Raw genomic sequence first — 22,583 nt, forward strand, 5'->3', positions numbered from 1 at the left:
TGTACCCAGGTGTATCAACGTGTACATGGTACAGTACAGTAATAACATTTAACGGGTATAGGTTTATTGCTGCATTTGCTTACTTCATGGGTGAACTAATTTTTATATCGAATTTAATCACTAAACGCGTTATAAGATTACCATCAACGAAATCAGAGTAATCAAAATAAATCAACGGTCAAGACATTCAATAGCTTTTTTCAACGCTGCATCGTCAGCATTTATCACTTTAAAAAAAGCTTCGTCGCCCCCTTTAAAGCGGGCGGCAAAAGCCTTGAGTTGAGTTTTTATACTTTCCTTGGATTTTTGCATATCGCGTGGATCTATCCTTTTAATAGATTGCGAGGCATAGCGTATAAAGTTGTCAAGCTCAGCGTCGCTTACCGTATAATGCTTTACAAAATCATCATCAGATGTATATTTGATCAACATGGGCTGCATCTTATCAACAACATAAGCGCTAAACAACTGCCGGTTATTCAGTTCCTGTAACAGGTAAGAGTTTTGCATCGTATCAGCAGGCACAAAAATATCTGGCATAATACCGCCGCCGCTAAAAACCTTCCGGCCGGATGAGGTATGGTAATTAGACGGCACCCTAAAAATACTATCCTTTAAGTTGTTTTCTTCAGAAAAAAGCTCTCCCTTGCGCATACGCTGGGCCAGTTCATTACGATAGTTATCTATACCACGGCTGTATGATTTTTGTATGGACCTACCCGAAGGAGTGTAATAACGGGCAATAGTTAAGTTAATAGCAGAGCCATCGCCAAACGGAAATTGCTCCTGCACCAAACCTTTGCCAAACGACCGGCGCCCAACAATTGTAGCCCGGTCCAGGTCCTGCAGTGCACCTGCCAGTATCTCACTTGCCGAAGCCGAATACTCGTCTATCAGCACTGCCAATTTTCCATGCTGAAAATTTCCCGAATCGGTAGCAAAATAATCGGTGCGTGGTTCATGTACGCCTTTGGTATAAACTATCAGCTGTTTTTTGGTTAAAAATTCATCGGCAAGCGCGGTGGCTGTATTCAGGTATCCGCCGCCATTGCCGCGTATATCCAGCACCAGTTTTTGCATGCCGTCTGCTTTTAATTTTGCTAATGCTTTACGGAAGTCAGCATCAGTTGTAGAGGCAAACTTGCTTATTTTGATATATCCTGTTGCGGGGGTAAGCATATAAGCGGCATCCATACTGCTCAGGTCAACATGGTCGCGCTTTATGGTGCGAAACTTAGTGTCTTTACTGCCGGCAGGAATTATAGCTATTAATAATTGTGAATCTTTTGGCCCTCTGAAAATCTTATTCACTTTGGCAACAGTTAAATGCGTGCCCGAAAAGTTTTTATGGTCAACCGCAATAATTTTATCGCCTGCAATAATGCCGGCTTTAGCAGCCGGGCCATTTTGATTAACTTGCGTTATTACCAATGTATCGCGCAATAACAAATACTCAATACCAATACCCATAAAGCCGCCTTCCAGCCGTTCATTAATATTTGTAGCTTGTTGGGGCGGCAGGTAAAGCGAATGAGGATCAAGGTTTTGCAGCAATCTGTTTACGGTAGAACCCTCTATGCTGTCCACGTTAACAGAGTCGACATAATTATGACGGACAAGGTCCAGAGCTTTAGATACCTTGTCATTACCGTCAAATGAGATACGGGTATTCAATTCATTATTGCTTGCCAATAAGCCAATAGTTACCCCAAGCAAAAGCAGTATAACAGATCTGAAAATAATACCAGCAGTTTTTTTCATATTATGATAACGTAAAATTACGGTTTTGGCTTGATAGCGTTATATTTAGTTGGCTCAATAATTGACCATATTCAGGAATTTTACCGAATTTTGTTAAATCAATTCATTTTAAATGCAAGCATCAACCGAAAGAGATTCGCATTACAACCACCTGGAGCAGATGAGTGTTGCCGAGATCCTTCAACATATAAATTACGAAGACCAAACAGTTGCTGTTGCTGTAAGGAAGGCTCTGCCGCAGATAGAAAAGCTGATTACGGTAGTTGCAGCACGGATGAAAGAAGGTGGTAGGTTATTTTACATAGGCGCAGGCACCAGCGGCCGCTTAGGCGTAGTTGATGCATCAGAATGCCCGCCAACATTTGGTGTTCCGTTTGATTGGGTGGTTGGTATTATTGCCGGAGGCGACGGCGCCATACGTAAGGCTGTTGAGTTTGCCGAAGATGACGTTAACCAGGCCTGGAAGGACCTGTCGGCATTTAATGTTACCGATAAAGATGTGGTGGTGGGTGTAGCGGCATCGGGCACTACGCCTTATGTTATTGGAGGCTTAAAAGCAGCTAATCAAAATAAAATAGCCACCGGCTGCGTTGTTTGTAATAACGGCAGCCCTGTTGCCGCCGAAGCCAATTATCCTGTAGAAGTAGTTACCGGTCCGGAGTTTATAACCGGGTCTACCCGAATGAAAGCAGGTACGGCCCAAAAGCTGGTATTGAACATGCTGAGCACCACCGTAATGATACAGTTAGGCAGGGTAAAAGGTAACAAGATGGTGGATATGCAATTATCAAACAATAAACTGGTAAATCGCGGCACCAAGATGGTAATGAGCGAAACAGGACTTGATGAAACAACCGCCGCGGATCTGTTAAAGAAACAAGGAAGTGTAAGAAAAGCGGTAGATTTTTACAATCAAAATAAATAAGCGTAACAGCTTTTTAATTTTGACTTTTTAATTTTGAATTGAAAGAATGCACGAAATAGAACCATATTATAAATGGCGGGATGACTACATAGCATCAGAAGATGAATATTCGCCTTTTTATGCTACACAGTATAGTGAGTTTGAATTTGATAAGCAGATATATAATTACCTGCTGCATCCGCAATGGGATTCGTTTGGCTCAAATACTTTGTACATGAAAGTGCTATATGCCGACTATGACCGTTCATATGCAATAATAGAATTCATCGGCGAGTGGAACGATGCCATTAATAACGATATTATGCTGTTAAAGCGCGAGATAATTGAGCTGATGGTTGATAATGGCATTAACCAGTTTATATTGATTGGCGAGAATGTGCTGAATTATCATTCGTCTGATGATTGCTATTACGAAGAATGGTTCCAGGATGTAGAAGACGGCTGGATAGCCGGCATCAACTTCAGGGAACACGTAGTACAGGAGTTTAAGCGCAACAATATAGATTACTATATTAACTTTGGCGGTGAGCTGGACGACATGAACTGGCGGGGGCTTAAACCATTGCAGCTATTTAAGAAAGTAGAAGAGCAGTTGACGAAGCGGTTAAGCTAAGAGATTAGTGAATAAAGAATAAAGATGGGAGATTTGTCGTTAAATTGTAAATCAGCTAATCTTTAGTTAACTAATCTTTAATCTTTGTACTAAATTTGTATTATAAATCATTAATAAAAAATGGAAAGTAACACTCCCAATTACGTTTATGATAACGTAACTCAATTAAACGATGCTGATGCATCACGTAAATATTTAGCAAAAGTATTTACCTGGATGTTTATTGCATTAGGCGTTTCGGCTTTTACAGCCTTTGAATTTTTTTCAACCCCTAACCTGCTTGCTCTAATTATAAGTCCTACCGGCTTTACAGCTTTAGGTTACGTGGCTATATTTTCGCCATTAGCTTTTTCTATGGTGATAAACTTTGGTTTTAACCGCATATCATACACAGGTATGGTAGCTATTTTTATTGCATATGCAGTGGCTATAGGTATTACCCTGAGTATTTTTGGCCTTATTTATACCGGAGCCTCCATATTTACTGTATTTATAAGTGCCTCTGTAGTATTTGGCATTATGGCAATAGCGGGTTACACTACTCATCAGGATCTATCACAGTTTGGTTCAATATTACGTGTAGTGTTTTTTGGCGCCTTTGCTGTAATGCTTATTAATTTCTTTATGCACAGTGCACAGATTGATTATATTTTAAGCTTTGTATTTGTCGCATTAATGATTGGCCTCACAGCCTATTACATGCAAATGTTAAAACGTATTGGCGCGGGCATTGAATACGGTACAGAGGAGTCAAAAAAATTAGTGATAATAGGTGCGTTTGTGCTTTATACCACCTTTATCAATTTATTTATGATGATGCTGCGCATATTTGGCAGAAGAAGATAATTAGAATTAACACAATTATTAAAAGCTGCCCCCAAAAAGGCGGCTTTTTTTATTGCATAATAGGAGATTTGGATACGGTTAAGCTATTGCACTTTACAACTTTATTACGCATCTTTGCGTTGCTTATAGAGAAAGACGGAGGGATTAGACCCTGCGATGTCTTAGCAACCTGTGCTTCACAAGGTGCTACATTCTACTTATCAGCTTTAGCTGATAGGACAGATAAGTGAAAGTCTACTTACCGCCCGACTTTTCGATATAAGCATATTTAGAGATTGCATTGATTAGATTTGATTACACAGATTACTCGTGTTTAAAAATCAGTGAAATCATCTTTAAAAAAAATCGATGAAATTATAAATGAGCATAAAAAAAGAACTACAAAAACGTATACTCGTAATTGACGGGGCAATGGGTACCATGATACAGCGGTACCAGTTGACAGAGAAAGATTTCCGTGGAGAAAGGTTTAAGGATCATCCTTCTGATCTGCAGGGAAATAATGACCTGTTGAACATTACGCGCCCTGATATTATTAAAGCTATCCACGCCGAATACCTGGATGCCGGGGCAGATATTATTGAAACCAATACCTTTAGCACCCAAATTATTTCATTGGCCGATTATCAGCTGGAAGAGCTGGCTTACGAGCTGAGCTACGAAGGCGCGCGCATTGCCCGCGAGGTAGCCGACGAATACAATATAAAAACACCTGATAAGCCACGCTTTGTTGCAGGCGCTGTTGGCCCAACAAACCGTACCGCATCCCTGTCACCCGATGTAAATGACCCGGGTTACCGTGCCGTTACTTTTGATGACCTGGCTGAAGCTTATTATACCCAGGTTCGTGGTTTGGTTGATGGTGGGTCGGATGTATTATTGATCGAAACCATATTTGATACACTGAATGCAAAGGCCGCCTTATTCGCGGTAGATCGTTATGCCAGCGAAAGCGGCAAGCATTTACCGGTGATGATATCAGGCACTATAACAGATGCTTCGGGCCGTACCCTTTCAGGGCAAACAGTCGAGGCTTTCTGGAACTCGGTACGTCACGCCAATTTACTATCAGTAGGCTTAAACTGCGCTTTGGGTGCAAAAGAAATGCGCCCGCATTTGGAAGAACTTTCTCAAAAGGCAGATGTATTTATATCAGCCTATCCCAATGCAGGACTGCCTAATGAGTTTGGTCAGTATGACGAAACCGCGCACGAAACCGCTCACCAGGTTGACGACTTTATGAAAGCCGGGATGGTAAACATTGTAGGTGGTTGCTGCGGTACAACACCCGATCACATTAAATGTATTGCCGATAAGGCAGCCAAACATTCGCCACGTTTAATACCAACCGTTGAGCCTTTTATGCGCTTAAGCGGACTTGAAGCCGTTACAATCACCCCCGAAAGCATTTTTGTGAACGTGGGCGAGCGTACCAATATTACCGGGTCGCCAAAATTTTCTAAGCTGATATTGGCAGAGAATTATGAAGAAGCTTTAACTGTTGCCCGTCAGCAGGTAGAGGGTGGTGCCCAGGTTATTGATATTAACATGGACGAGGGCATGATCGATTCGGAAGCGGTAATGGTTAAGTTTTTGAACCTTGTAGCTTCCGAACCGGATATATCCAAACTGCCTATCATGATCGACTCATCTAAATGGACGGTTATTGAAGCGGGGTTAAAATGTATACAGGGTAAGGGTATTGTAAACTCCATCTCGCTGAAAGAAGGTGAAGAGAATTTTAAGGCATATGCCCGTAAAATATTAAGCTATGGCGCTGCTACGGTAGTGATGGCATTTGACGAGACCGGCCAGGCCGATTCATTAGAACGCCGTAAAGAGATTTGCCAGCGATCATACAATATTTTGGTTAACGAGGTGGGTTTCCCGCCGCAGGATATCATATTTGACCCTAATATTTTAACCGTAGCAACCGGCCTTGAAGAACATAATAACTACGCGGTTGATTTTATTGAAGCTACCCGTTGGATAAAGCAAAACCTGCCTTACGCTAAAGTTAGCGGAGGGGTGAGTAATATCTCGTTCTCGTTTAGAGGAAACAATGTAGTACGCGAGGCTATGCACTCGGCATTTTTATATCATGCTATACAAGCAGGTATGGATATGGGCATTGTAAACGCCGGGATGCTGGAAGTTTACCAGGAAATTGATAAAGAATTATTGGTGCTGGTAGAAGATGTATTGCTGAATCGGCGTGATGATGCTACCGAGCGCCTGGTTGAATATGCCGATACTGTAAAAAGCAAAGGCAAAGAGATAGTGCGCGACGAAGAATGGCGCAAAGCGCCCGTTGCAGAACGTTTATCGCACGCGCTGGTAAAAGGTATCATTGAATATTTAGATGACGATGTAGAGGAGGCCAGACAACAGTACAGCAAGCCGCTGGAAGTAATTGAAGGCCCGTTAATGGATGGGATGAATATTGTGGGCGATCTGTTTGGCGCAGGCAAGATGTTTTTGCCGCAGGTAGTAAAATCGGCACGGGTAATGAAAAAGGCCGTGGCTTATTTGTTGCCGTTTATTGAGCTGGAAAAACAACGGGTTATTGATGCGGGCGAAGATTCAAGCGGGAGCCGTGCTAATGCCGGTAAGATATTAATGGCCACCGTAAAAGGCGATGTGCACGATATCGGAAAAAATATAGTAGGCGTAGTTTTAGCCTGCAATAATTTCGAGGTGATTGATCTGGGCGTGATGGTACCGGCGCAACGCATTATTGAAGAGGCTAAAAAACAGGAAGTAGATATTATTGGTCTAAGTGGATTGATTACCCCATCGCTGGATGAAATGGTGCATTTTGCCAAAGAAATGGAGCGTGAGGGCTTTACTATACCGTTGATTATTGGCGGTGCAACAACCTCGCGCATACATGCCGCGGTAAAAGTTGCTCCTAATTATTCGGGTGCGGCAATACATGTGCTGGATGCATCGCGCAGCGTTACGGTTTGCAGTAGCCTGATGAATAGGGATAATCGCGACAGCTACATACAAGGCATAAAAGACGAGTATGAAAAAGCCCGCGAGGCACACGCGAATAAAAAATCTGATAAGCGTTTTGTAACGCTGGAAGAAGCGCGCGCCCAAAAATTCGAAATAGACCTGGCTAAAGTCGCTCCAAAACCGGCCTTTACCGGCACTAAGGTTTTTGAAGCCTATCCGCTGGCAGAGTTGGTGCCTTATATAGACTGGACACCGTTCTTCCATACCTGGGAATTGCGCGGCAGCTATCCAAAAATATTTGATGATAAGTTTGTAGGGATTGAAGCTAAAAAGCTTTATGACGATGCACAGGTATTGTTAAAAGAGATTGTTGATAATAACTTATTACAGGCAAACGGCGTTATCGGTTTTTGGCCGGCAAATGCTGTGGGCGATGATATAGAACTGTTTACAGATGAAAGCCGTACCCGGCAATTGTCGCGCATACATACCCTGCGCCAGCAATCAGAAAAAGTAAAAGGCGAACCTTATTATGCTTTGTCAGATTTTGTTGCGCCAAAAGAAAGCGGTGTGGCTGATTATTTTGGCGGATTTGCCGTAACAACAGGTATTGGTTGCGATGAACTGGTAGCCAAATTTGAAAAGGATTATGATGATTACAACAGCATTATGGCCAAGGCCCTTGCTGATAGATTAGCCGAAGCCTTTGCCGAAAAAATGCATGAGCTGGTACGTAAAGAATATTGGGGCTATTCAAGCGGTGAGGAACTAACTACAGAAGAACTGATAAAAGAAGAATATCAAGGCATTCGCCCGGCACCGGGTTACCCCGCCTGTCCGGAACATACGGAGAAGATCACATTGTTTGATCTGTTAAAAGCTGAAGATAACGCGCACATGCATTTAACCGAAAGCTTAGCTATGACGCCGGCTGCATCAGTAAGTGGATTTTACTTTGCGCATCCGCAATCACGGTATTTTGGCTTGAATAAGATCAGCAAGGATCAAATAGAGGATTACGCGGTTAGAAAAAATATGACTGTTGAAACTGTCGAAAGATGGTTGGGGCCTAATCTTAATTATTAGCCCCCCGACCCCCTAAAGGGGGAAGAATAAAAAGCTAAATAATAAAGCGTCATTGCGAGGAACGAAGCAATCTCTGCATATGCAAATCAATGTGCAGAATGTTTGTTAGCAGCACTACGCAATAAATGAAATTTGTCTTGTTGACTGTCTGTTGCAGAGATTGCTTCGTTCCTCGCAATGACGGCTGAAAGATTTGAAAAATATTATACTTGATACTAATACATGAAAATTACTGAACACATAAAGAACGCCAAAGGCAAAACACTATTCTCCTTTGAACTTCTTCCGCCAATAAAGGGCCAAAGCATTCAAGGCATTTACAATGCCATTGATCCGTTAATGGAATTTAAACCGCCGTTTATTGATGTTACTTCATCGCGCGAGGATCATGTTTATAAAGAGCATGCCAACGGACTGTTAGAAAAAGTAAGTTACCGCAAACGCCCCGGAACGGTTGCCGTATGCGCGGCTATTATGAATAAGTATAAGGTAGATGCCGTACCGCATTTAATTTGCGGCGGATTTACTAAGGAAGAAACCGAATATGCCTTAATTGACCTGCAGTTTTTAGGAATTGAGAATGTTCTGGTATTGCGCGGTGATGCCCGCAGAACAGAATCGGCTTTTATACCTACTCCGGGTGGGCATTGCTACGCGAATGAATTGCTTGACCAGGTAGTGAACATGAACAGGGGCAAATATCTGCATGAGGACCATGAGTCTGTAAAGGCTGATTTTTGTATCGGCGTAGCCGGATACCCCGAAAAGCATTTTGAATCGCCCAACCTAAAAACAGACTTTAAATACCTTAAACAAAAAGTTGATGGTGGTGCTACTTTTATAGTAACCCAGATGTTTTATGATAACAGCAAGTACATTGAGTTTGTGAAAAATTGTCGCGATAATGGTATTAATGTGCCTATTATACCGGGATTGAAGCCGATAACTTCATCCAAACAACTTATCAACCTGCCAAAAATATTCCATATTGATATACCCGAGGACCTGAGTGATGCCGTGCATGCCTGTAAATCAGAAGTAGAAGTAAAAGAGGTGGGTATTCAATTTATGATAAACCAGTGCAAAGAACTGATAAAGGCTGGCGCGCCTGTGCTGCATTTTTATACCATGGGTAATCCTGGTCCGACGAAGAGGATTGCCGAAGCTATATTTTAGAAAATAATTATCCTATGTCATTTCGACGAGGTACGAGGAGAAATCTTATACGTCATACTTGCGACCTGTTATATGTATAAGATTTCTCACTATGTTCGAAATGACATGAGTATTTGAGTCTGGCCTTTAATCCTCGACAACTTATAAAAGTAACCTACCAATAAAATAATACGGTCCCAACGGTCCCAATTGTATTCAGGTGTCCCTGGGACAGTAGGTTTACTTACTTTTTATTGGTATGCTCATATACCTCGAACTTAGTAACTACTGAATCTTTACTGAAATAAAGAATAAGGTTCTTTTTGTGAATAGGTTTCTTGCGGTTATATTCAAAACTATTATCAATGATCTGGTAAGACAGCAGGAGCGTATCCCGTTTCTGCGGAGCGCCTAACGAATCAATTATCTGGCCATAGGTTAAGCCCTTTAGTTTATGGTTTTTTACCAGGTCATTAACTATATCATTACGTAAGGGGTAATCCAAACCATTGCCATAGCTCCATTGCTGCCTGTCAAATTTTCTGGTATTACAACCGGTAATAACAATAGCAAACAGCAGGCAAATCAAAGTTTGAACAAATAGCTTTTTTATCATTCTTAATAATTAAGCACCAAAGCTAATAAATGCATAGGTTAAACATTATATTTATATTTTTATCAATTACCTAAAATTAGAAATACTTCTATAATCATTTCCCCCAAAGCCGGTAAGACTGTTTTTGCGGTACATATATGCTATGAAAAGATTAAGAGTAGCTATCGGTGTTTTTAAGGTATTGCTGCTTTTTTGTATGGTGTGTAACGAGGGTAGTGCTTTTGCACAAGGAAATTACCCTATTACTATACCCTCAATTCCGGCGAAATCACTCTGTGATGTCGATTTTCCGGTAGGGGCAGTGCCATCTAACCCGGCACCATTACTTTATTTCAGCACAAATCAGGCTGTAGCTACTATATCATTAACTGGTGTTATTCATATTGTGGGTGTTGGTACTACCTCAATAGAAGCCTTCCAGGCCGGAAATTCTTTTAAAGCATCAGTAAATTTAGATGTAACACAACCATCGCCGCCCCGCGTTACTATAGCGGTTGATCTCACCAGTGTTTGCGTGGGCGCGCCGGTTACATTTACCGCAACGGTAACTGATTTGGGTGTAATTCCTACTTATCAATGGCAGGTTAACGGTACTAATGTTGGCATTAACTCGGCTACCTATGTTGCTCCGGGTATTACCGCTGCAGATGCTGTGCAATGTATAGCCACCATAGGTAATTGTCATTTAACCGGGTTTTCAAATAGTATAACAGGTATAATAGCAAAACCATATGTTACCCCATCGGTATCTGTTACCCCATCAGTTACCGGAACAATTTGCCTTGGCAGTAACGTTACGTTTACAGCCACACCGGTAAATGGCAGTACAAGCCCTGCTTATCAATGGAAAATTAATGGTACAAATACCGGTACAAATGTGGCAATATTTAGCAGTAATAATTTATTAAACGGCGATGTGGTTACCTGTACGCTTGCTGTTAGCGGCCCGGGTTGTTTTGCCCCTGCAGTTGTAGTATCAAATAGCGTTAACATTAGTGCCGCTACCGTGGCAGTAGGTGCGGTTGGAATAACTGCTTCAACAAATAATGTGATCGCGGGGATGTCCATAACATTTACAGCCACCAGCACTTTACCCGCTACTCATTATCAATGGCAGGTAAATGGCTTAAATGCCGGTACGGATAGCCCCACATTTACCAGCCGTATCTTAAAAACGGGCGATGAGGTTACCTGTATTATTTTAATAAGTGCATCATGCACAGCGGCGCTTATCAGCCAGCCAATAGTAATGACCATACTGCCGCCCGCAGCTATACATATCACCAACACTTTTACACCTAATAACGATGGGGTTAATGATGTTTGGGATGTTCCGGATCTGGCTTATTTTCCTGATTGCGTTGTAAATATTTATAACCGTTATGGTGCGTTGGTGTTCCAGTCAAAAGGTTACAGTAAAGCCTGGGATGGTACCTTTAAGGGACGGCAGTTGCCGGTATCTGCTTATTATTATATTATTAACCTTAATAGTGTTTACAATACTACAAGGTACAGCGGCTCTATTACAATTATAAGATAGTACCATTGGTAAAATCATTATATTCGTTTTAAATCAAGATTATATGGCTAAGTATATACAACATTTACTATTGGCGGGCACTGCATTAATTGTGATTTCCTGTAATCAACCCAAAGCTATTGATGAACAGGACGGCTTGGCTACTTTTAATAAAGATAGCCTGGTTAAACATATCGTAACCCTGTCTTCCAACGAATACCAGGGCCGCAGGCCATTTACTGCGGGCGAGGTAAAAACCATTGCTTATTTGCAAAAAACCTACAAGAGCCTGGGGCTTGAGCCGGGTAATGGCGATAGTTATTTACAGGAAGTGCCTATGGTAGAGATAAGCCCTAAATCTGTTTCGCCGCTTAAGGTGCAATCAACAAAAGGCAGTTTTGAGTTGAAGAATATGGATGATTTTGTAATGTGGACAGAACGCACGGACACTGTACAGACGCTAAATAATGATGATGTGGTATTTGCAGGTTTCGGAGTTGTCGCGCCTGAGTATAACTGGAACGATTATGCCGGCCTTGATGTAAAAGGTAAAGTAGTTATGGTAATGGTTAATGACCCCGGTTTTGAAACAGGCGATACCACCATGTTTAAAGGCAAAACCATGACCTACTACGGCCGCTGGACCTATAAATTTGAAGAAGCTGCCCGTCAGGGTGCAAAGGCTTGTATCATTGTGCATAACACGGCGGCAGCCTCATATCCTTTTCATGTAGTACAAAACTCAAACGGCGGCGTTAAGCTGCATTTAGATAAAAGAGCTAACCATGCTTATCAACTAGCTATGCAAGGCTGGGTGACTCATCAAAGCGCTGTTAAACTATTACAGGCTGCGGGTAAAGATACCAGCGTACTCCATACAGCTAATAAACATGGATTTAAAGGTTTTGATATGGGGATTAAGTTATCGGCAACTGTTAAAACTAAAGTTGTTTTCAATAAATCGCACAATGTTATTGCTAAAATAACCGGCACTAAAAGGCCGGATGAGTATATTGTTTTCAGCGCCCATTGGGATCATTTAGGCGTAGGTAAACCTGATGCTAAAGGCGACTCCATCTATAACGGGGCACTGGATAATGCCAGTGGGACCGCGGCTATTTTGGAAATTGCAAGGGCGTTTAAAAGCTTGAAAACGCCCCCCGAAAGAACCATAGTTTTCCTTTCGGTTACGGCAGAAGAGCAAGGGTTATTAGGTTCTGAATATTATGGAGAGAACCCGGTTTATCCTGCCAATAAAACAGTGGCCAATATAAATATTGATGTCATTAACCCTTTTGGTAAGACCAAAGATGTATCGATATCAGGAAACGGCCAATCAGAATTGGAGGATTATTTGGTTGCCGAATTAAAGAAAAGTAACCGCTATTTAGCATCCGAGGCTCACCCCGAGGCGGGTAGTTATTTCAGGTCAGATCATTTTAGTTTTGCAAAGGTAGGTGTGCCCTCTATTACGGTAGATGCCGGCATTGATGTGGTTGGAAAAGGTAAAGAATATGGCAAGAAACTTCAGGAAGATTACACAGCCAACCGCTACCACCAACCCGCCGATCAGTACGACGCTACCTGGAGCTTTGACGGCGGAATGGAAGACATAGAGATGATATTCCGGATAGGTAAGCGCCTGGCTTTTGAAAGCAGCTTCCCGCAATGGAAAGCAGGATCTGAGTTTAAGAAGTTGAGGAAATAAAGCATTACTTTGTCAAGGAACTATATAAAACGCGTTGTCATTTCGACGAGGAACAAGGAGAAATCTTAAACGCCAGGCATGGTTGCATAGCAGGGGAGTATAAGACTATTATTACCTATGACATGTTGTAAATGTATTAAACTTACGAAGTTTCAAAAACTTCGTAAGTTTAAAATCCGCCGTCTGTGTCTTCACAGACGACTTGCTGCCAATAGGTGAGTAACAACAGAGAGTCTTATTTATTCTTCAACAAATAATCCTTAAACCCTTCAAAATCCTTACCCAAAGCAACCGACTTTTTAGCTTTTGCCTGCAACTCTTTTACTTGCTCAGGGACCTTTATATGGTCAGCAATTTCTTTTGAAAAAACATCCGGGAACTTACACGGATGTGCAGTCGATAAAAATATTCCGGCAGTATCAGCCGTTTTATTATCCTGCTGATAAGTTTTCAAGGCTTTCCACGCAATAGCGGTATGCGGGCAAACTATGTACTTATAGTCTTTGTAAACTGCGTTAATTGCTTTTGTAGTTTCCCAATCATCAAAACTATAACCTGTTACCAGTTTTTTTAGCTGATCCATATCTTCTTTAAACAAATCGGCAATACGTACCCAATTGCTTGGATTGCCCACGTCCATCGCGTTAGATAGTGTAGCCACTGATGGTTTAGGCTGATAAACGCCACTTTTTAAAAATTGCGGTACAGTATCATTTACATTAGTAGCCGCAATAAATTGCTCAACCGGCAAACCCATTTTCCAGGCTAATAAACCCGCGCCAATGTTGCCAAAATTTCCGCTGGGTACAGAAAACACAACCCTGTTTATTCCCAGCTTAAGCAATTGCGCGTAAGCGTTAAAATAATAAAAAGTTTGCGGTATTAGGCGCGCGATGTTTATAGAGTTTGCCGATGTTAAACGGTATTTCTTATTCAGTTCATCATCAGTAAAGGCTTGTTTAACCAATGCCTGGCAATCATCAAAAGTACCGTCAATTTCAAGGGCGCGAATGTTTTGGCCATTGGTGGTTAACTGCAATTCCTGTATATCGCTAACTTTTCCTTTAGGATATAATATCGTAACCCTTGTATTTGGTACTCCTAAAAAACCTAAAGCTACCGCGCCACCTGTGTCGCCAGATGTGGCTACCAGTACATCTAATTGCTTTTCGCCTTTTTCTAAAAAATAACTCATTACCCGGCTCATAAACCTGGCGCCAAAATCTTTAAACGCTAATGATGGTCCGTGGAAAAGCTCCAGCACATAAACTTCTTTTTCCAGCTTAACTATCGGTGCATAAAAATTAATGGCGTCATTAATTATTGCTTTCAGATCATCGGCCGGGATATCATCGCCCAATAAATTTTGCGCTACATGAAATGCAATTTCGGGCAGGGTATAACTATCCAGGTTATTAATAAATTTATCATCCAAACGCGGAATAGTTACCGGCATATACAAGCCTTTATCCTGCGGCATGCTGTTAAATACCGCGTCTTTAAAACTTACGCGGCTTGAGGTATTGTTGGTACTGTAGAATTTCATTTTTATTCGGATATCGGATGTTCGATTTCGTATTTTTTGACTTTTTAATTTTGACTTTTAACTTAACCTATCACTCTCGGCCCTGCATCATTAATTGGCGATACATAACCATTAGAACCTATTTTTATATGAGTTAAATGCTGTCGTAGTTTTTGGGTAATAGCATGCGCTGTCGCCTCATCGCGTGTAAATGCAAATACAGAGGGGCCAGATCCTGAAATGCCAAAACTTACTGCGCCTAACTCCATTGCCATTTCGCGCATTTTATAAAAATCGGGTATCAACATGGAGCGTACAGGTTCAACCAATACATCTTGCATACTGCGGCCTATCAGGTCAATATCGCCCATGAATAAACCGCTTACCAGGCCTGCTATGTTACCCCATTGGGTAACCGCGTCTTTCATGTTAATTTTTGTGCGGATGATCTGCCTCGCCTCGCGGGTCGGTACATCCACATCAGGGAATATAATAGCGCAATACAATCCTTTTGGATGTGGCAAACGTACCACATCAAGCGGCTCGTAACTTCGTATCAACACAAAGCCGCCAAATAAAGCCGGGGCAACGTTGTCTGCATGGCCATGACCGCAGGCCATTTCCTCGCCCTTCATGGCAAATGGCAATAGTTTTATCGGGTCACAATTGTCACCCAGCAAAGTTTTAGCCGCAAATAAACCCGCTACCGTACTTGCCGAACTTGAACCCAATCCGCTGCCTATCGGCATTTTTTTATGCAGCTCGATATCTAAACCTAAGTCGGTACGATCAATACTTTCCAAATAATGTTTAACACTTATACTCACCGTGTTTTTAGCCGGGTCGACCGGTAACCTGCCATCATCGCCGGTAATTTTGCTTATGGTAATGCCCGGTTTATTAGTAACACGCATAATCACTTCATCGCCGGGCTCATTAACCGCGAATCCCAGCACATCAAACCCACATACCACATTGGCAACTGTTGCCGGGGCAAAAACCTGGATGCTGTCCCCGGCTTTCACATCAGCAAAGGGTGACTTTAATTCTTGTATATTCTCCATAATCTATTTCTTTAGGGCTTAATTTGCCCCCACATTAATCAAATCTGCAAATACACCTGCGGCGGTAACTTCGGCACCGGCACCGGGGCCCTTAACAACCAGCGGGCGTTCTTTATACCTGTCGGTAGTAAATGAAATTATCTTATCACTGCCCGATAGCATAGAAAAAGGGTGATTTTCATCAACCATTTCTAAGGTGATAGATGCCTTGCCATTTTCAAGCTTACCTATATATCTTAAAACTTTACCTTCGGCTTCCGCGCGATTTTTAATATCGGCAAAATAAGCGTCTTCGGCTTTTAGTGTTTCATAAAAATCATCAACGCTTTTAGCATCCAAGCTCGCTTGCGGTAACATGCTTTGTATAGATACATCTGCTGTTTCTAAGGCATAGCCGGCATCGCGGGCCAATATCAGCATTTTACGCATAAAGTCGGTTCCGCGCAGGTCGTCACGCGGGTCCGGTTCGGTGTAGCCTTTTTCCTGTGCCAGCTTTACAGTATCATGAAAATTAGCATCGCCCTTAAAATTATTAAACAAAAAAGATATCGTGCCCGAAAGAATTGCCTCTATCTTCTGCACCCGGTCGCCGCTATTCATCAGGTCCTTTAATGTACGGATGATAGGCAGTCCAGCTCCAACGTTGGTTTCATAAAAAAAGTCTACGCCATGCTCACGGGCAGTATCCCTAAAAGTTTTATACTGATTGTATGAAGCAGAGTTACCTATTTTATTACAGGTTACAATTGAGATAGTCGATTTAAAAACCTCTTCATAAAATTCAATTGGTTTTGGGCTTGCTGTATTATCAATAAATACGCAATTGGGCAAATTCATGCTTTTCATTTTGGCGATGAAAGCCGGCAAGTCGGCTTTTTCGTGTGATTGGTCAAGTGTTTCTTCCCAATTATCTAATGAAATACCATCAGTATTAAAAACCATTTTACGGGTATTGCTTATGCCTGCAATTTTAACCTGTATGCCGTTATTGTCATGCAAAAATTGAGCATGACCATTTAATTGTTTAAATAAGGTTTTGCCTATGTTGCCTGTCCCCAAACAAAAAGCGTGTAGTGTTTTAGTTAGCTGAACAAAGAATGCGTCATGCACCGCATTCAAGGCTTTTGCCAGATCATGTGATGAAATAATCACCGATATATTATACTCCGACGAGCCTTGCGCAATAGCCCGCACATTAACACCGTTGCGGCCCAGCGAATGAAATAGCTTACCGGATACACCCGGAGTTTCTTTCATATTCTCGCCAACCACAGCCAGTATAGCCAGGTTTTTTTCTATCTGTACATCTTCCAGTTTTTTGGCCAGCAGTTCCAGCTCAAATTCCTGCGCAATTACCTGGCGCGCCCGTTCAGTATCTCCGGGTTGTACGGCAAAGGTTATGCTATGCTCTGATGATGATTGGGTAATTAATATCACGTTGATCTGCTCGCGGGCCAATAACGAAAATAACCTGCCGCTAAATCCGGATTTACCCACCATGCCGCTGCCCTCAACATTTAATATGCTGATGTTGTTAATAGACGATATGCCTTTTATAGCCAAATTTGATGGCTTGCAGTCATGCTGTATAATAGTGCCTTCAAACTCAGGCTCGAAAGTGTTCTTGATAACAATAGGTATTTTCTTTAAAAACGCCGGTATCATGGTTGGCGGATAAATAACCTTCGCGCCGAAGTAGGATAGTTCCATCGCTTCGGTATAAGTCAGTTCGGTTAATGAAAACGCTTTTTTAACCATCCGCGGATCGGCGGTCATCATGCCGTTAACATCGGTCCATATCTGTATCTCAGATGCGTTAAGCGCCGCGCCAAAAATAGCCGCGGTATAATCACTGCCGCCACGGCCAAGCGTAGTTATCTGCCCCTCATTATTGCCGGCAATAAAGCCGGTAACAAATAGCATTTTGCCTTTATTTTCCTGGTGTAGCCCACGAATTAATTGCTCTGTTAATGCTGTGTTTACTTTAGCCTGCCCAAACGAGCTATCAGTTTTTATAACCGCTGATGCATCAACAAAAACAGCGGGGAAATATTGGGCTGCAATTTTGCTTATCATTAAGGTAGAGCAACGCTCGCCATAACTCAGTACCAGATCGCGTGTTTTAGGGGTCAGTTCGCGCAGCGTTAAAATGCCCTGCAATAACTCTTCCAGTTGGTTAAAGTTGATCTTTAACTGTGTTAAAGCCGGATTTTGTTTTTGGATTTGGAGCAGGCTTTTAACAATGTCAAAATGGCGCTTTTCCAGCTCGGCCAGCGGGGTTGTAAAATCATTGCCTATAGCTGCTTCTTCGGCCATTGATATAAGCAGATTGGTTACACCACTCATGGCAGACAGCACTACTACCGGCTGATCATCAGCCGCTAACTTGATCTCATCTTTTAAGATGTTTAATAAGGTTTGGATACTTTGAACTGAACCTACGGATGTTCCGCCAAATTTTAGAATTTTCATTTATTATATTATTTAAACAAAAAGCGCCTTCCTCTGTGTGGAGGAAGGCGCTCATGTGGTTTTTTTTTTATGTTTTACACCATACGATTATCTTCCTCCGTAGCTTTTGCCGGTGGTTGTAGTCGATGTTGGTGTTGTAAATTTAGTTATCATATAATGACTGTAAAGTAAGTAGATATTTTTTTAATAAGCAAGATTTATTTTACTTTTCATTTTTTTTAATCTAAAAAGCATTGTTTTTTTAAATTAAAAGCTATGGCAAATTAATGAGCCAGGTAATTACTACTTTTGCTGCTCATTTATAATGCAGGGACTAATAACAAAATCAACCGGAAGCTGGTACCAGGTGCAAACGCCTGATGGGAAGAGATATGATTGTCGTATTAAAGGCAAGTTTCGCATAAAGGGTATTACAACCACCAACCCTTTAGCTGTGGGCGATGTGGTTGATTTTGATCTGGAACCCGAACAGCAAACCGGCGTTATTACCAACCTGCATCAGCGTAAAAATTATATCATTCGCAAATCTATCAATCTGTCCAAACAGGGGCAAATTATCGCCGCCAATCTTGACCAGGCTTTGCTGGTAGTTACTTTGGCATCGCCGCGGACCTCGTTAGGGTTTATTGACCGGTTTTTGGTTACGGCCGAGGCTTATGATATCCCCGCCAAATTAGTTTACAACAAGCTTGACCTGTTTAGCGATGAAGGATTAGAAATATTGGCCGATTATAAAGCTGTTTATGAAAATATAGGTTACCCATGTTACTCGGTTTCCGCATTAGATGGGACTAATATTAGCCAGGTACAGGATCTGTTAAAAGATAAAGTAACCTTGTTTTCGGGCCATTCTGGTGTTGGCAAATCAAGTCTGATCAACGCCCTGTTGCCTGATCTGGAGCTGCGCACAAGTGAGGTATCTGAATGGAGCGACAAAGGCACCCATACGACCACTTTTGCCGAAATGTTTGAGCTGCCGCAAGGCGGATTTATAATTGATACCCCCGGTATCCGTGAGTTGGGAGTGATAGATATTGAAAAGCATGAGCTGGGCCGTTTCTTCCCCGAAATGCGCTCACGCATGCATAATTGCCGTTTTAATAATTGCCGGCATATTAATGAGCCCGGTTGTGCCGTATTGGCAGCATTAGAAAATGGCGAGATAGAGCTATCCCGATATGAAAGCTATCTGAGTATTTATAATGGGAATGACACGAGGGCGTAGAGGCGACTGAAACTTAGTTGGATATAATAGCGATAGCCCTTGCACGGTTTTATAAAACTTCGCAAGGGCTATCGCTATTTGTATAAAACATTAAAACGTTTTGACAGTCCCAACGCGGGTAACCTTACTATCCAAATTTATATAGTCTATTAATATTTGGCCAGCTTCCAGTTTTAAAGCATCAAGGTCTTCTTTTTTAGGTTTGGTTTGACCCTTCTTTAATGGTTGAAGACCTAAAGCTACTCTAAGCGCATTGTCGCGATCTAATGATTTTTGCTCATCTTCATCACGTCGTTTTTTTAATTGCTGCTCATTCAAGGTAACCGTTTTTTCTGATTCGCTTTTTTTATAATCAGCAATGTTTTGCAATATAGCTTTGTAGCTTGCGCTGGAGCTCATGCGTTGTTCATGCTGCCTGGTTAACTGCGGTATAGCTGTAGTAAAGTCTGTAACTTTGGTATAATCGCTTTTGGCTATAATGTCAAAAGGTAAAGCAGATGGATCAATGTCCTCGCCATATTTATCCAGTGGTATTATTGAAGGGAACTGGATATCTGGAATAACGCCTTTATGTTGAGTGGAATTACCGCTAATACGATAAAATTTAGCTATGGTTAAATTTAATTGCCCAAAGTTATTTGTGCTGCCTGTAGAGCTCTTTGTAACAGCATTCCCGCTGGCTGTTAAACCTAATTTATCAGTAATTGAAGGGGTGATTACTTTATCCAGGTCTATTTCGCTTTGTACTGTACCTTTACCATAAGTTTGTGTGCCTATAATTAAGCCGCGCCCGTAATCTTGTATAGCCCCGGCAAAAATTTCGGATGCTGACGCGCTGAAACGGTCAACTAATACCGCCATTGGGCCGGTATAAGCAATAGACGGGTCATCATCCTTATTAACCTCTACCTGGTTTTGTGTATCTCTAACCTGTACTACAGGGCCTGTTTTAATAAATAGCCCGGTAAGCGAAATAGCTTCATTTAATGATCCGCCGCCATTTTCGCGCAAGTCTACTACTATACCATCAATGTTTTCACGTTTTAAGGTATCCAGTATCAGCTTCATATCGCGTGTTGTACTTTGATAGTTAGGGTCGCCGGCTCTTAAGGCATTAAAATCAGCATAAAAAGCCGGTACGTTTATTATCCCGATCTTATATGTTTTTCCGTTGTTGTTAAAAGTGCGTATTTCTTTTTTAACCAATTGGTCTTTCAAAACTATCTTCTCACGTACAATTTCAACAACCTTTGGCTGGTCAGAAACAGATTTACCCTGTGGAAGTATTTTAAGTCTTACTAATGTTCCTTTAGTACCGCGTATTAATTTTATAGCATTATCTATGCGCCAGCCAATTATATCCTGGAACTCACCATCTTTGCCCTGTGCAACTGCCAATATCCTGTCGCCGGTATTAATTTGATGGCTTTTATCTGCCGGGCCCCCTGCAACAAGCGATTGTATACTTATATATTCGTTCTTGGTTTCAAGTGTCGCGCCAATGCCTTGTAATGATCTTGACATTTCCATATTAAATTGCGCCGCATGAAATGGATCAAAGTAATTGGTATGCGGGTCAATCGCTTCGGTAAAATCATCCATAAATATCTGGAAAACATCATCGCCGGTTAATTTACTATTTTGCGATAGCAGGTCCTGATAACGTTTTTTTAGCTTTTCTTTATTTTTTGCTATATCATTTGCAGCCAGCTGTAAATTAAGCAAATCATATTTTACACGCTTGGTCCACTCTGTATTCATTTCGGTTTCAGTAGCGATCCACGGCAGGTTGGCCCGGTCATAAGTAAATGATTCTTTTTGCGAGAAATCAAAGTTTTTATCTATCTGGGCAATTGAGTATCGTATGCGCTCTTCATACCGTTTTTGAAACACATTAAAAATGTAAAACACATCATTAAGATTGCCGTTTTTTATATCGTCACTAAGCGAGTTTTTGTATTTATCAAAATCCTTAATATCCGTTGCCAATAAATAACTATGGCCCTGATCCAGATCTTTAATATAACGTTTATAGATCACTTCTGACAAAGAGTCATTTAGATTAACCTTCTTATAGTTCCATTGAGATATTAACGAAGCTACTGTTTTACAAACAACACTTTGTTGTTTAGTGGGTTCTAAGTTATTAGAGCCGGCTACCTTTACCGGTTTAGACGGAGCTGCGTTACAAGCCAGTGTGGCACCAAGTACCAGCACAAAATAAAATTTCTTAAACATATCTTTTACTAACGTTAAATCAAGAGTTTTATGGTACATCAATACTTGTGCCTATTTTATTTGTTAATGTATAAAAAATAGACAGTGAAAAACAGATGCCTATATATAAGACTAATAATAAGTAACAATATTACAATAATGTTTTACTGTTTTAAATAACCCACAGGTATTTTACGTTAATGTTATATAAGTGGAGAGTAATTAGTTTATTATCTTTTTGCTATTGGCAGCTTCTACGGCAGAATCATAGCGTATTTCTGCTTTTATGGCAACGAGCTTGCTGTTTTGCAGATACTGTATTTTTTTATCAATCTCTATAAGATCTGTTTGCATGCCTTTAGCCGCTGCAATATCATGAGCTTCCTGCATATCAAGTTTGGCCAACGCGGGTTCGCCAATTTGAAACTTAATATCGGCCAGGGCTAATAAATTAGACAGGGTATGCTTAGTGTCATCTTGCTGGCGCGATATGGCATTGCTTTGTAATAAATACCACTTAGCTTCTGAGAAACGATTTTGCTGCATATATAATGCAGCCAGGTCGCTAAAGTTATAACTGGCAAGGCTGTATTGTCTAAAACGCATATTATGCTTTGCTTCTGCCAGTATTACATCTTCTGCCAATTCTAAATTATAAACGCTGCGGCGCAATTGCAGGTCATGTATATCCTGGTAAGGTATGTTTATTACCTGTTTAACTATTACAGAATTATGAGATACTGCTATTAATTGGGGGAAACGTTCTTCCTGCGGTTTAGGCTTACGATGCCAAAACTGGGCAGAAGCGGTAAAACCTATGGTGGATAAAGTTAAGAGTATAATAAACCTCATTTAAAATTTTGCGGCGTTAACTTAATTAAGTTAAACGA

15 protein-coding genes and 1 riboswitch are annotated in these 22,583 nt (G+C 41.3%); of the genes, 8 read left to right on the forward strand and 7 right to left on the reverse strand.

The window, feature by feature from the left end:
• Nucleotides 1–171 precede the first annotated feature (171 nt).
• A complete protein-coding gene (locus JWR23_RS05720; RefSeq protein WP_299514034.1) occupies nucleotides 172–1,761 on the reverse strand; it encodes a S41 family peptidase in 1,590 nt (529 codons plus the stop codon).
• Nucleotides 1,762–1,873: 112 nt separating this feature from the next.
• On the opposite strand from JWR23_RS05720, the gene murQ reads away from it, so the two are divergent.
• The 5 genes from murQ to metF all read left to right on the forward strand — a co-directional run bounded on the left by murQ (nucleotide 1,874) and on the right by metF (nucleotide 9,368).
• Nucleotides 1,874–2,686: an N-acetylmuramic acid 6-phosphate etherase gene (murQ, locus tag JWR23_RS05725; RefSeq protein WP_299514036.1), complete on the forward strand. Its 813-nt coding sequence runs from the start codon at nucleotides 1,874–1,876 to the stop codon at nucleotides 2,684–2,686.
• A gap of 46 nt (nucleotides 2,687–2,732) precedes the next feature.
• The gene (locus tag JWR23_RS05730; RefSeq protein ID WP_299514038.1) at nucleotides 2,733–3,299 is read left to right on the forward strand and encodes a hypothetical protein; all 567 of its coding nucleotides are present in this window, start codon (nucleotides 2,733–2,735) and stop codon (nucleotides 3,297–3,299) included.
• A gap of 120 nt (nucleotides 3,300–3,419) precedes the next feature.
• Entirely contained in the window at nucleotides 3,420–4,145 is a 726-nt protein-coding gene (locus tag JWR23_RS05735) for a Bax inhibitor-1/YccA family protein (RefSeq protein WP_299514040.1), read from the forward strand.
• A 120-nt stretch (nucleotides 4,146–4,265) separates the two neighbouring features.
• A riboswitch (SAM riboswitch) is annotated at nucleotides 4,266–4,374 on the forward strand.
• A 131-nt stretch (nucleotides 4,375–4,505) separates the two neighbouring features.
• The gene (gene metH, locus JWR23_RS05740) at nucleotides 4,506–8,192 is read left to right on the forward strand and encodes a methionine synthase (protein WP_299514042.1); all 3,687 of its coding nucleotides are present in this window, start codon (nucleotides 4,506–4,508) and stop codon (nucleotides 8,190–8,192) included.
• A gap of 222 nt (nucleotides 8,193–8,414) precedes the next feature.
• Complete coding sequence (gene metF, locus JWR23_RS05745; RefSeq protein WP_299514045.1) at nucleotides 8,415–9,368, forward strand: methylenetetrahydrofolate reductase [NAD(P)H]; 954 nt, start codon at nucleotides 8,415–8,417, stop codon at nucleotides 9,366–9,368.
• Nucleotides 9,369–9,591: 223 nt separating this feature from the next.
• Here metF and JWR23_RS05750 read toward each other — a convergent pair whose 3' ends face one another.
• The gene (locus JWR23_RS05750) at nucleotides 9,592–9,963 is read right to left on the reverse strand and encodes a hypothetical protein (protein WP_299514047.1); all 372 of its coding nucleotides are present in this window, start codon (nucleotides 9,961–9,963) and stop codon (nucleotides 9,592–9,594) included.
• A 142-nt stretch (nucleotides 9,964–10,105) separates the two neighbouring features.
• On the opposite strand from JWR23_RS05750, the gene JWR23_RS05755 reads away from it, so the two are divergent.
• Both JWR23_RS05755 and JWR23_RS05760 read left to right on the forward strand, forming a co-directional pair.
• On the forward strand, nucleotides 10,106–11,503 hold the full coding sequence (locus JWR23_RS05755) for a gliding motility-associated C-terminal domain-containing protein (protein ID WP_299514049.1): 1,398 nt from the start codon (nucleotides 10,106–10,108) through the stop codon (nucleotides 11,501–11,503).
• Between the two features lie 43 nt (nucleotides 11,504–11,546).
• Nucleotides 11,547–13,190, forward strand: a complete 1,644-nt coding sequence (locus JWR23_RS05760; RefSeq protein ID WP_299514052.1) for a M28 family metallopeptidase — start codon at nucleotides 11,547–11,549, stop codon at nucleotides 13,188–13,190.
• Nucleotides 13,191–13,425: 235 nt separating this feature from the next.
• On the opposite strand, the gene thrC is transcribed toward JWR23_RS05760, so the two are convergent.
• The 3 genes from thrC to thrA all read right to left on the reverse strand — a co-directional run bounded on the left by thrC (nucleotide 13,426) and on the right by thrA (nucleotide 18,251).
• Nucleotides 13,426–14,736: a threonine synthase gene (gene thrC / locus JWR23_RS05765; RefSeq protein WP_299514054.1), complete on the reverse strand. Its 1,311-nt coding sequence runs from the start codon at nucleotides 14,734–14,736 to the stop codon at nucleotides 13,426–13,428.
• A gap of 62 nt (nucleotides 14,737–14,798) precedes the next feature.
• On the reverse strand, nucleotides 14,799–15,779 hold the full coding sequence (locus JWR23_RS05770) for a homoserine kinase (protein ID WP_299514056.1): 981 nt from the start codon (nucleotides 15,777–15,779) through the stop codon (nucleotides 14,799–14,801).
• Nucleotides 15,780–15,797: 18 nt separating this feature from the next.
• The gene (gene thrA, locus JWR23_RS05775) at nucleotides 15,798–18,251 is read right to left on the reverse strand and encodes a bifunctional aspartate kinase/homoserine dehydrogenase I (protein ID WP_299514058.1); all 2,454 of its coding nucleotides are present in this window, start codon (nucleotides 18,249–18,251) and stop codon (nucleotides 15,798–15,800) included.
• Nucleotides 18,252–18,555: 304 nt separating this feature from the next.
• On the opposite strand from thrA, the gene rsgA reads away from it, so the two are divergent.
• The gene (gene rsgA / locus JWR23_RS05780; RefSeq protein WP_299514060.1) at nucleotides 18,556–19,476 is read left to right on the forward strand and encodes a ribosome small subunit-dependent GTPase A; all 921 of its coding nucleotides are present in this window, start codon (nucleotides 18,556–18,558) and stop codon (nucleotides 19,474–19,476) included.
• A gap of 90 nt (nucleotides 19,477–19,566) precedes the next feature.
• Here rsgA and JWR23_RS05785 read toward each other — a convergent pair whose 3' ends face one another.
• Together JWR23_RS05785 and JWR23_RS05790 are read right to left on the reverse strand one after the other, a co-directional pair.
• The gene (locus JWR23_RS05785) at nucleotides 19,567–21,714 is read right to left on the reverse strand and encodes a carboxy terminal-processing peptidase (protein WP_299514062.1); all 2,148 of its coding nucleotides are present in this window, start codon (nucleotides 21,712–21,714) and stop codon (nucleotides 19,567–19,569) included.
• A gap of 201 nt (nucleotides 21,715–21,915) precedes the next feature.
• A complete protein-coding gene (locus JWR23_RS05790; RefSeq protein WP_299514064.1) occupies nucleotides 21,916–22,545 on the reverse strand; it encodes a hypothetical protein in 630 nt (209 codons plus the stop codon).
• Nucleotides 22,546–22,583 lie beyond the last annotated feature (38 nt).

Source organism: Mucilaginibacter sp. (genome assembly GCF_028288205.1).
In the GTDB taxonomy this organism is placed as follows: domain Bacteria; phylum Bacteroidota; class Bacteroidia; order Sphingobacteriales; family Sphingobacteriaceae; genus Mucilaginibacter.